Source organism: Streptomyces milbemycinicus (assembly GCF_002154605.1).
GTDB classification, from domain to species: Bacteria; Actinomycetota; Actinomycetes; order Streptomycetales; family Streptomycetaceae; genus Streptomyces; species Streptomyces milbemycinicus.
In genome coordinates, this window is the sequence record NZ_MUNE01000012.1 from 1 (window position 1) to 9,557 (window position 9,557).

General features: G+C 70.0%; 6 protein-coding genes and 1 pseudogene. 3 read left to right on the plus strand and 4 right to left on the minus strand.

What is annotated here, in order from left to right:
- Positions 1 to 143 precede the first annotated feature (143 nt).
- Together CCN51_RS54750 and CCN51_RS00955 are read left to right on the plus strand one after the other, a co-directional pair.
- Positions 144 to 302 (plus strand): hypothetical protein, encoded by a 159-nt coding sequence (locus CCN51_RS54750; protein ID WP_014177588.1) that lies wholly within the window; start codon positions 144 to 146, stop codon positions 300 to 302.
- 347 nt (positions 303 to 649) lie between these two features.
- Positions 650 to 4,129, plus strand: a complete 3,480-nt coding sequence (locus CCN51_RS00955) for an Ig domain-containing protein (protein WP_014177589.1) — start codon at positions 650 to 652, stop codon at positions 4,127 to 4,129.
- Positions 4,130 to 4,232: 103 nt separating this feature from the next.
- Here CCN51_RS00955 and CCN51_RS00960 read toward each other — a convergent pair whose 3' ends face one another.
- A complete protein-coding gene (locus tag CCN51_RS00960; protein ID WP_014177590.1) occupies positions 4,233 to 4,994 on the minus strand; it encodes a phosphoglyceromutase in 762 nt (253 codons plus the stop codon).
- A 144-nt stretch (positions 4,995 to 5,138) separates the two neighbouring features.
- On the opposite strand from CCN51_RS00960, the gene CCN51_RS00965 reads away from it, so the two are divergent.
- Entirely contained in the window at positions 5,139 to 6,449 is a 1,311-nt protein-coding gene (locus CCN51_RS00965) for an MDR family MFS transporter (protein ID WP_014177591.1), read from the plus strand.
- A 16-nt stretch (positions 6,450 to 6,465) separates the two neighbouring features.
- Here CCN51_RS00965 and CCN51_RS00970 read toward each other — a convergent pair whose 3' ends face one another.
- The 3 genes and pseudogenes from CCN51_RS00970 to CCN51_RS00980 all read right to left on the minus strand — a co-directional run.
- Positions 6,466 to 8,505 carry a M48 family metalloprotease gene (locus CCN51_RS00970; protein WP_014177592.1) on the minus strand — a complete coding sequence of 680 codons (2,040 nt, stop codon included), beginning with the start codon at positions 8,503 to 8,505 and terminating at the stop codon, positions 6,466 to 6,468.
- Positions 8,502 to 9,185, minus strand: a complete 684-nt coding sequence (locus CCN51_RS00975; protein ID WP_014177593.1) for an RNA polymerase sigma factor — start codon at positions 9,183 to 9,185, stop codon at positions 8,502 to 8,504. The genes CCN51_RS00970 and CCN51_RS00975 overlap by 4 nt, the downstream gene beginning before the upstream one ends.
- 116 nt (positions 9,186 to 9,301) lie before the next feature.
- Positions 9,302 to 9,557 (minus strand): annotated as a pseudogene (locus CCN51_RS00980) (hypothetical protein); the annotation flags it as partial.

Sequence of the window (9,557 nt, forward strand, 5' to 3'; positions counted from 1 at the left end):
CCTACCTCGCCGTCCTCGCCCCCACCGCAGCCCTCGCCCTGGCCGCCACCGCCCTCCCGGCCCGGCTGGCCCTCCGGCAGCACCCGGCGGAGGCGATCGGCACGCGCGAGTGACTGCCGGCAGTTCCCGGCAACGGCCACCTCATGCTCTGCTTCCGGCTCCGCCTGGAACCCGGCGAGGGCTACATCGCCCCGACCGAACTCTTCCCCCACGACAGCTCCACGGAAGCACAGCCCAAACTCTCGACCGCCGCCTTCTGGCTGGGCAACTGGCCCCGCAGCGTCCTGCCATCCCTGATCTAGGCGGCCGGGTCGCGCCGCATGTGCCGGTCGGGACTGTCTGCGCACGCCTCTTGTGTGGTGGGGCCGGGGTATCTATGGTTCACAGAAATCGGTTTCTAGGAGGTCCGCAGCCATGCGGAGTCATGCGGAGTTATGCGGAAACAAGGCGTGACCTGGGCGCTGGTCACGTGTTACGGCCGTACTCACCCGCATCGGGCACCGTCGCGACACGCGGATAAAGAAAGCGTATTCCAACCTCGTGGTTCTCACCCAGGACACCGTCTGACCGGAGTCCGCCCCCTCACCCCCCACTCATTCCCGGCAGGCACCCACACCCACTGGAGAGTTGTATGTGGAGAAAATCAGGGATGAGGCTCAGACATACGCGGTGGTGGGCGATAGCCACCGTCGTATGTGCTCTGCTCGCAGCCTTTGTTCCGGCGTCCTCCGCGGCGGCGGCGACCACCTCCGATCCGGTGACCGGCGACGCCTTCCCCACCGTCACGCTGAAGGAGGTCACCAGCAGCGACGGGTTCGTCCACCCCGGTATCGCGGTGAGCGCGTCGAGCCTGCGGCTGGCCCGTCGCCAGGTGCTCGACGGCGTGGAGCCATGGGCCTCCTACTACGCGTCCATGCACGGCACCACGTACGCGTCGCGCACCCTCACCCCGGTCAACGGTGGGTCGGAGGTCGACACCCCGAAGTCGGACGCGTTCAACTCGCAGGGCATCGAGTCCAGGTTCATCCAGGATGCCTTCGGTGCCTACACCCAGGCGATCGAGTACTTCATCACGGGTGACCCCGTCTACCGCGCGAACGGTATGCACATCATCCGGACGTGGTCGCACATGGACCCCGAGAAGGTCGCGTCGTATCCGGACGACCACATCCACGCCGGCGTCCCGTTGATGCGCATGCTCGCCGCGGCCGAGATCTTCCGCTACTCCAGCGTGAATCCCGGCTCCGACGGCTACGACACCAGCTGGACCGACGCGGACACCACGAACCTGACCAAGAACCTCGTGACGCCCGTCATCAAGACCCTGCTCTACGGCAACACCTTCTTCATGAACCAGCAGCTGTACCCCATCGTCGGTGAGCTGGCCGGCTATGTCTTCACCGACAACCGGGCCGGCTACGAGCAGGCTGTCGAGTGGTTCTCGGTCAACAAGTCCAACCCGAACCGCAACACCAACGGTGCCCTGAACTCCCTGCTCCGCGTGATCAGCGCGGACGACCCGCTGAACCACTACGGCTACTCGTTCGTACAGCACCAGGAGATGGGCCGCGACCAGGCACACGCATGGGACGGCATCGACATCGCGACGGAGATCTCGCGCATGCTCACGGTGCAGAAAACCCGGCTGGACCCGGTCGCCGGCACCGTGTCCACCAAGTCGAACGCCGTGTCCCCGTTCCGGTTCGGCAACGACCGGCTTCTCGCAGGAGCGGACGCCTGGTACGCGTACATGACGGGCAAGACCGTCCCTTGGATCGACACCACGGGCGGTCCTGGCAAGCTCTCCGAGGCCTACCGGGGACGCGTGTTCCAGCCCATCGACGAGCTCTACAACATCTACCGGTACGAGTTCGGGGTCGACGTCAAGGAAGTGGCCCCCAACCTCGCGAAGGTCAAGGAGCAGGCCGACGGCCCCGAGTTCTTCTGGGGAACAGGGGCGTACAACTTCTGGAACAGCAACCCCGACTACAACCCGGACTACTGGCTGTCGCTGCCCGAGAAGGTGGCCGGGCAGACCCGTCCGAAGCAGGACAGCCCGCTGGTGCGGATGGCGCACCGCGCCATCCCCCTCGACGGCCGCTCCGGGGTCCGCGAGGAGGACGGACGCGACATGGTCCGGATGCGGGCGTCGAAGAAGGGCGCCACCATCGCGGTCCGCACCCTGATGTACGACAGCCGTAACGGATACAGCCCGGTGGGGGTGCTGATCCGCACCAACGGCCCGGCGACCCTGGAGATCCGCAAGGACATGTCGCTGAAGCCGTACCACACGGTGAGCCTGCCCGACACCCACGGCAAGTGGCGTTACGTCACGTACGACATGGACCTCGGCATCCTTCACGGGAGCACCGCGGGCGACAACCTGGCGTACTACACGGTCGTCGGCGCCTCCGATGTGAACGTCGACATCGACAGCGTCAACCTCCAGGCCAAGGCCCAGCTCACCCCGCCGGCCTTCCCGCAAGGGCAGCGGACCACACTGGTCGGTGTGGCCGGGGCGCCGCTCAAGCGGTCGCTCGCCGCGACCGACTCGGGCGACGACACCCTCACCTACGAGGCTTCCGGCCTTCCCGAGGGCGCCACGGTCGACAGCACAACCGGAGCGTTCAGCTGGACACCCACGAGCTCCCAGACAGGTGACGTCCACGCGTCCGTCGTCGCCTCCGACGGCAGGACCGACACCGTCCTGAAGCTCGACCTGGTGGTCGCACCGGACCGGGCGGGCGCGCTCACCGCGGCACAGGACGGGTTCGATCCCAAGGCGACATACGTCCGCGCACCCCTCCAGAAGTTCAAGGACGCGGTGTCCTCCGTCAAGGCCACGATCGACACGGCCGATGACAGCACCTTCTCGGCCGGGCTGGTCACCGTGCAGGACGCGGTGAAGGCGCTGCGACTACTCAACCCGAAGCTCGCCGACGGCACCCTGAGCTATCCGGCGCTGGTGACCTCGTCCCTGTCCGAGGCCAATGTCTGGAACATGACCGACGGTGACATCAACACCTTCTCCGGCGATCTGAGGGCTCCGTTCACGCTGGACTTCGGGACCGGGTTCGGGGTGCGGGCCGACGCGTTCGGGCTACGGGCCCGGTACAACTTCGGCAACCGCTCCGAGGGCGCCAACGTCTACGGGTCGAACGACGGCTCCACCTGGACCCTGCTGACCTCACGAGAGACCACGAACACCACCCCGGACTTCAAGATGGAGACCATCCCGGTGCTGTCCAAGGTCCAGGACAAGTCGTTCCGGTTCCTCAAGGTCCAGGTCGACGACCCGGGCGTGCCCACCGACCCGAACTACCCCGGGATCTCCTCCTTCGGCGAATTCCGGATTCACGGTTCCCGGGTCGAAACGGCGCAGGCCGTCAAGTCGGCGACGCTCTCGTCCAGCAATGACGACCCGGCACGGGCCGTCAACGGCGACAAGGTGACGCTCGACCTGGTGGCCACGCAGCCGCTGGCCAAGGTGAACGTGCGCATCGAGGGCACCGACGCGGAGGTCACCAGCACCGACAGTGAGCACTGGAGCGCCACGGCGGTGCTGCCGGACGACGTGGACTTCGGCCGCGCACTGCGCTTCACAGCCGACTACACGACGGCCGACGGCGAACCCGGCTCGACGGTCTTCCAAACCACCGACGGGTCGTCGCTCCAGCTGTGGAACACCCATATGGTGCCCGACAAGATCGACCGGGGCTGGGTCGACGCGTCCACCCCGCAGTGGCCGGGGACCGGTACCACGGCAGCCAACGGATGGCGGATGTTCGACAGCGACATCGCCACGTACACCGACACCACCACCTCGACCGGCTGGGTGACCGTCAAACCGACCGACGGCTCCTCACTGGCGGTCGACGCCGTGCTGATCCGCCCCCGTGCGAAGTTCGCGGACCGGGCCAACGGCACAGTGCTGCAGAGCTCCACCGACGGCGGGAAAACCTGGACGACCTTCCTGACCGTCGCGGGCGTGACCAGTGACCAGCAGTGGTACACGTTCAAGCTGCCCCAGCACGCGGTGATCCCGATGCTGCGGGTCTACGACGGACACGGTGGCAACGCCAACCTCGCCGAGGTCCAGCTGCTGCGGTCCGACTCGTCGTCGAAGTAACGCCACCAGGGCCGCGAACGCTCGGCCCCGGCCCGGCAGTAAGCCCCCTGCTCGCGGAGAACCGCAGGCAGGGGGCTTACTCACGGCGCTTACCAGCAGTGGCTTACTTCTTCTTGCCCTGGTTCTTGACCGCCTCGATGGCCGCCTTCGCGGCCTCCGGGTCGAGGTAGGTGCCGCCCGGCTTGACGGGGCGGAAGTCGGCGTCGAGCTCGTAGGCGAGCGGGATGCCGGTGGGGATGTTGAGGCCCGCGATGTCGGCGTCGGAGATGCCGTCGAGGTGCTTGACCAGGGCGCGCAGCGAGTTGCCGTGGGCGGCGATCAGGACCGTGCGGCCGGCCAGGAGGTCCGGGACGATGCCGTCGTACCAGTACGGGAGCATGCGCGCGACGACGTCCTTGAGGCATTCGGTGCGCGGCCGCAGCTCCGGCGGGATGGTCGCGTAGCGCGGGTCGTCGGCCTGCGACCACTCGGAGTCGGCGTCGATGGGCGGCGGCGGGGTGTCGTACGAGCGGCGCCAGAGCATGAACTGCTCCTCGCCGAACTCGGCGAGGGTCTGGGCCTTGTCCTTGCCCTGGAGGGCACCGTAGTGGCGCTCGTTGAGCCGCCAGGAGCGGTGGACCGGGATCCAGTGGCGGTCGGCGGACTCCAGGGCGAGCTGCGCGGTGCGGATGGCGCGCTTCTGGAGGGACGTGTGGACCACGTCGGGGAGCAGGCCGGCGTCCTTCAGCAGCTCACCGCCGCGGACTGCCTCCTTCTCGCCCTTCTCGTTGAGGTTGACGTCCACCCAGCCGGTGAACAGGTTCTTCGCGTTCCACTCGCTCTCGCCGTGGCGAAGGAGGATCAGCTTGTACGGTGCGTCGGCCATGGCGTCGAGCCTACTTGACCGGCATGAACGCAACGCTTCACGCACCCGGTCAATCCAGTGGCGCACGGGGGGCCGGGGTCGGTAATTTGCGGGTACCGCTTGCACCACTTACCTATGCCGCGTTTTTGCACAAGGGGTCGCCCGATGTCCGTTGCGCTACCGTCCGTCACCAGGCTGACGCAGGCAGCGAAGGAAAGTGTCTCGGGTCTGCCCCGCGCCTACTGGTGGCTGTGGACGTCCACCCTGGTGAACCGGCTGGGCGGCTTCGTCGCCCCCTTCCTTGCCATGTACCTGACCGTCGACCGCGGCTATTCGGCCACGTACGCCGGTCTGGTCGGCGCACTGTACGGACTGGGCGGGGCGGTGGCGGCGCTGGGGGCCGGGGTCATGACGGACCGGCTGGGGCGGCGTCCCACGCTGCTCATCGCGCAGAGCGCGACCGCGGTCAGCGTCGCCGTGCTCGGCTTCGTCGAGCATCCGGTCGCGATCGCCTCGGTCGCCTTCTTCGTCGGCATGGCGACCAACGGGTCGCGGCCCGCGGTGCAGGCCATGATGGCCGACATCGTCGCCCCCAAAGACCATATACGCGCCTACTCGCTGAACTACTGGGCGATCAACCTCGGCTTCGCCTTCTCCGCGGCCGTGGCGGGGCTGATCGCCGAGCACGGCTATCTGGCGCTCTTCCTGGGCGAGGCGATGATGACGCTGCTGTGCGCCGTCGTCGTCTTCGTCAAGCTGCCCGAGTCCCGCCCGGTGCGGGAGCAGGCGGTGGGAGCGGCGGGGACAGTGGACGCGGCGCCGGAGATCGGGCTCGGGAACGTGCTGCGCGACCGGTCGTTCATGGCCGTGGTGGCGCTGTCGTTCCTGGTCGCGAGCCTCATCCAGCAGGGGTTCGTGGGGCTGCCGGTGGCGATGGGCGCAAGCGGGCTGTCCAGTACGGACTTCGGGCTGGCGATCGCCGTGAACGGGGTGCTGATCGTGGCCGTGCAGATCCCCGTCACCCGGTTCATCGAGCGGCACCGCGAGCCGACCCGGCTGCTGGTCGGCGCCGCGCTGCTGATCGGCTACGGCTTCGGGCTCACCGCCTTCGCCGGATCGGTCGCGGTCTACGCCCTGACCATCTGCGTCTGGACCATGGGCGAGATCATCAACACCCCGATCCAGATGGGGCTCGTGGCCCGGCTCTCCCCGACCCACGGGCGCGGCCGCTACCAGGGGGTCTATGTGCTCTCCTGGTCGCTCGCGGCGCTCGTCGCCCCGCTGACGGCCGGGGCGGTGATCGACCACTACGGGGCGGATGTGCTGTGGGCGGGCTGCGCGGTGGTGGGGACCCTGGCCGCGGCCGGGTACGCCTCGCTGATGCGGGCCGTCGGGCCTGGGACGGAGCGAGGGGATGGTGTGGGGGAGCTTGTCGGGGACGGCTCCAGGACCGATCGCACCGTCTCAGCGGGCTGAGCCCCGGCCGTTCGGTTCACGGGGTGCGCCTGGGCACCAACGACTCGATGTCGAAACTCGGCCGCAGCAACGTCCCCGGCGTCCAGATCGGGGCAGTGGGCAGGGGCAAGGACGGAGCCGTGGTCGTCGGCCAGTCCGAGTACCCGCCCGCGCCCGGCAGCTCCCCCGGCAGCCCGGCGCCGCCCGCGGCCGGGTCGTACGTGCTGGTCGGCTGCCACCCCGTCCCGGGGTACGTCCGCTCCCCGCGGTTGGCCCACAGCAGCCAGGACATCGCCGTCATCCCCAGCAGCACGGTCAGCGCCAGCACCCGGATGCCGGAGATACGCCGCTGCGCGGGCGCGTCCACGCCGGGCGCGATGCTGATCCCGGAGGGTCGCGAAATTCCGGCAGGTCGCTTCTCAGTCCCCTTCGCCCCGTCCGGCGCCCTCTCCCCCGGCAGCGGCGCCCGCTCGTCCACCCCCAGCGCGGCCACGTACAAGCCGAGCCGCTGGGTCTCGCCTGGCAGGCGTACGGCGGTGTCGGCCCAGTCCCGGATCGTCTCGGGTGCGATGCCCTCGGGCGGTACGAGGGTGCCCGGACCGGTCCAGTTCATCGTCCAGTGCGCGCTGCCCCGCGCGACCAACTGCGCCCCGATCAGCACGTACAGGGCCTCCGCGAGCAGGCCCAACGGACCCCGGCCGGGCTCGTCAGGTGGCGGTACGCGGCTGCCCAGCGCGCGGGCGAGCGGCATCCGCCGTCCGCTGTCGAGCAGGCGCAGGACCCGCTGGATCGTCAGCCCCCGGTGCGGCTCCCCGGATATCCCCTCGGCCTTCTCGACCGTACGGACCGCCTCCGCCAGTGGCCCCAGCAGCCGCGTCGCCCGGTGTTCGGCCAGCAGCCCGAGCCAGTCCCGCCACGGCATCGTTGTCCCCCGGCTGGCACCCCGGCCTGGGTAAAGCGTGCGGGCCAGCTCCACCGCGTACCCCGACGGCACCTCGATGGGCTCGGCGATACCGCCCTCGGCCGGTCTGTCGGGGAGGCGGGCCAGGCGGCTGAGGCGGGTGGCCAGGTCGGGGTGCGGGTCGTCGCGGTCGGCGGGCCGCTCGGCGGCCCGCGCCCGGAGCGCGGCGAACGGTTCCCGCAGCTCGGGGGCTTCCACCAGATGCGCGAAGGCACGGAACGGATCGTCCGGTACCCGCCCCTCGGCCCGGCGTACGGGGGTGAGGAAGCCCGCGATGAACTCCAGCCAACCCTGTTCCAGCGCGGACGCCGAGCGCAGGGCGTCGGCGACGGTCCGCGCCCCGGCCACCCGGGCCGCCTCGCGGTCGGCCTCGAGCTCCTGGCGCCGCCGGACCGGCCGGGTCAGCCAGCGGAAGACGCGCGTGTAGCCGCGGAGCAGCAGCAGGGGCCCGCCCGCGTACATCCGCACCAGGTCGTTGGCCGCCGCCGCGCTCCGGATCGCCTCGCAGGCGGCCGCCAGCCCGGCCGAACCGCGGTGGGCGAGGGCGCCGAAGCGGCTGTGGCGGCGGGAGAAGTGGCCCAGTTCGTGTGCGAGCACCGCGCGCAGTTCGGCGGGCGGCAGGCCCACCGCCAGGGGCAGGCCGAGGTAGAGGGTGCGGCGGCCGGGCACCAGGCCGAGGAACGAGGCGTCCTCGGTGACGGAGGCGTTGACCTCGGTGGTCAGCCGGATGGCGTCCGGCGGGGCGGTGCCCACACCCTCGGCCAGCTCCTCGACGGCCGCCCATAACGCGGGGGCCCTGCGGCGGCTCACCCACACCGTGCCCTCCGCCGGCCCGGCGGGCCGCGCGGTGCGCACCACCGCCCACACCATGCCCGCCAGGATCGGCGCGAACGCGGCGCAGGCCAGGATGACGCTGGTGGGCGGCGCCGTGCTCTCCGGCTCCCCGGCGGCCCACAGCCCCAGCACCAGGAACGCCAGCCACACCAGGACCAGCAGCGCGACCAGGGCGTAGAAGACGACCAGCAGCACCAGGGCCAGCACGGCCCGGGCGGCGGCAATGGCGGCGGCAGCGGCAGCGGGGGCGGCAGCGGGGGCGGCAATGGCGGTGGCGATCATCTCCGCCCCCGGTCGTCGGGGGCACCATGGTCGCCACGGTCGTGAGCAGCGCGCAGCCCGTCCAGCAGCCACTCGGCAGCACCGCGCAGCGCCGTGGACAGCGGGTCGGTCCGTACGCCGGGGACCAGGGAATCTCCCGGCCGATCGAGCTCCGGCGAAGCGTCGAGCAACAGGCTGAGCCGGGCGCGGGCCTTGTGCAGATTGCTGCCGACGGCCCCGGCGCTGATGCCGAGTTCGGCGCCGATCTCCGCGTAACTCATCCCCTCCAGGGAGTGCATCACGACCACCTGGCGCTGGCGCGGCGGCAGCATGCCGAGCGCGCGCAGCACGGCCATCGCCTCCGCGGTCTCCTCGACGGTGGCGGTGGTGGCGGCCGGTACGGTGAGCTCGACCGGCTTCCACCGGAACCACCAACGTCGGCCGTCGCGCGACAGCTTGCGGCGCATGGTGGTCACGACCCACCCCTCCGGCGAGGCGCACGCCCGCACGGTCGGCCAGCGGCGCATCGCCTCGATGAACGCCTCCTGGACGGCGTCCTCCGCGTTCTGACGATTGCCGCTGAGCATCACCGCGCGGGCGGCGAGCCAGGGGTAGGTCCGGGCGTAGAAATCCCCGAAGTCCTCCAGCCCCTCGAACTCGAACTCCCCGCCGTTCGTGGTCTCCTCGCCCCCGTCGCTCATGCCCGGCCCCCATCTCTTCTCTCCTTTGATGCTTCCCGGTCGGTGACCGGTTCACATGAAAGAGGCTTCAGGGGGCGAAATTCTTCACCGTCAATCTCGGGGAATCTCGGGGAAGTTCAGCAGTCCAAGTCGCGCTGCGCCTCGTACAGGTTGCGGGGGCGCAGCGCCTCCGGGTGGCCGTAGGACTCGATACGGGAGTGCAGCGGACCGGCGAAGTCCGGGACGTCGGTCTGGTCGAACTCACGCACCTCGCTGATACCGGCCGTCGCGCTGTACGGGGCGATCTCATCGATCTTGATCAGGCCCGCGCGCTGGTTGGTGACGGTGACGTTCCAGTGGGTGAACCGCGCGCCGTACAGCGCGACGGCCGGT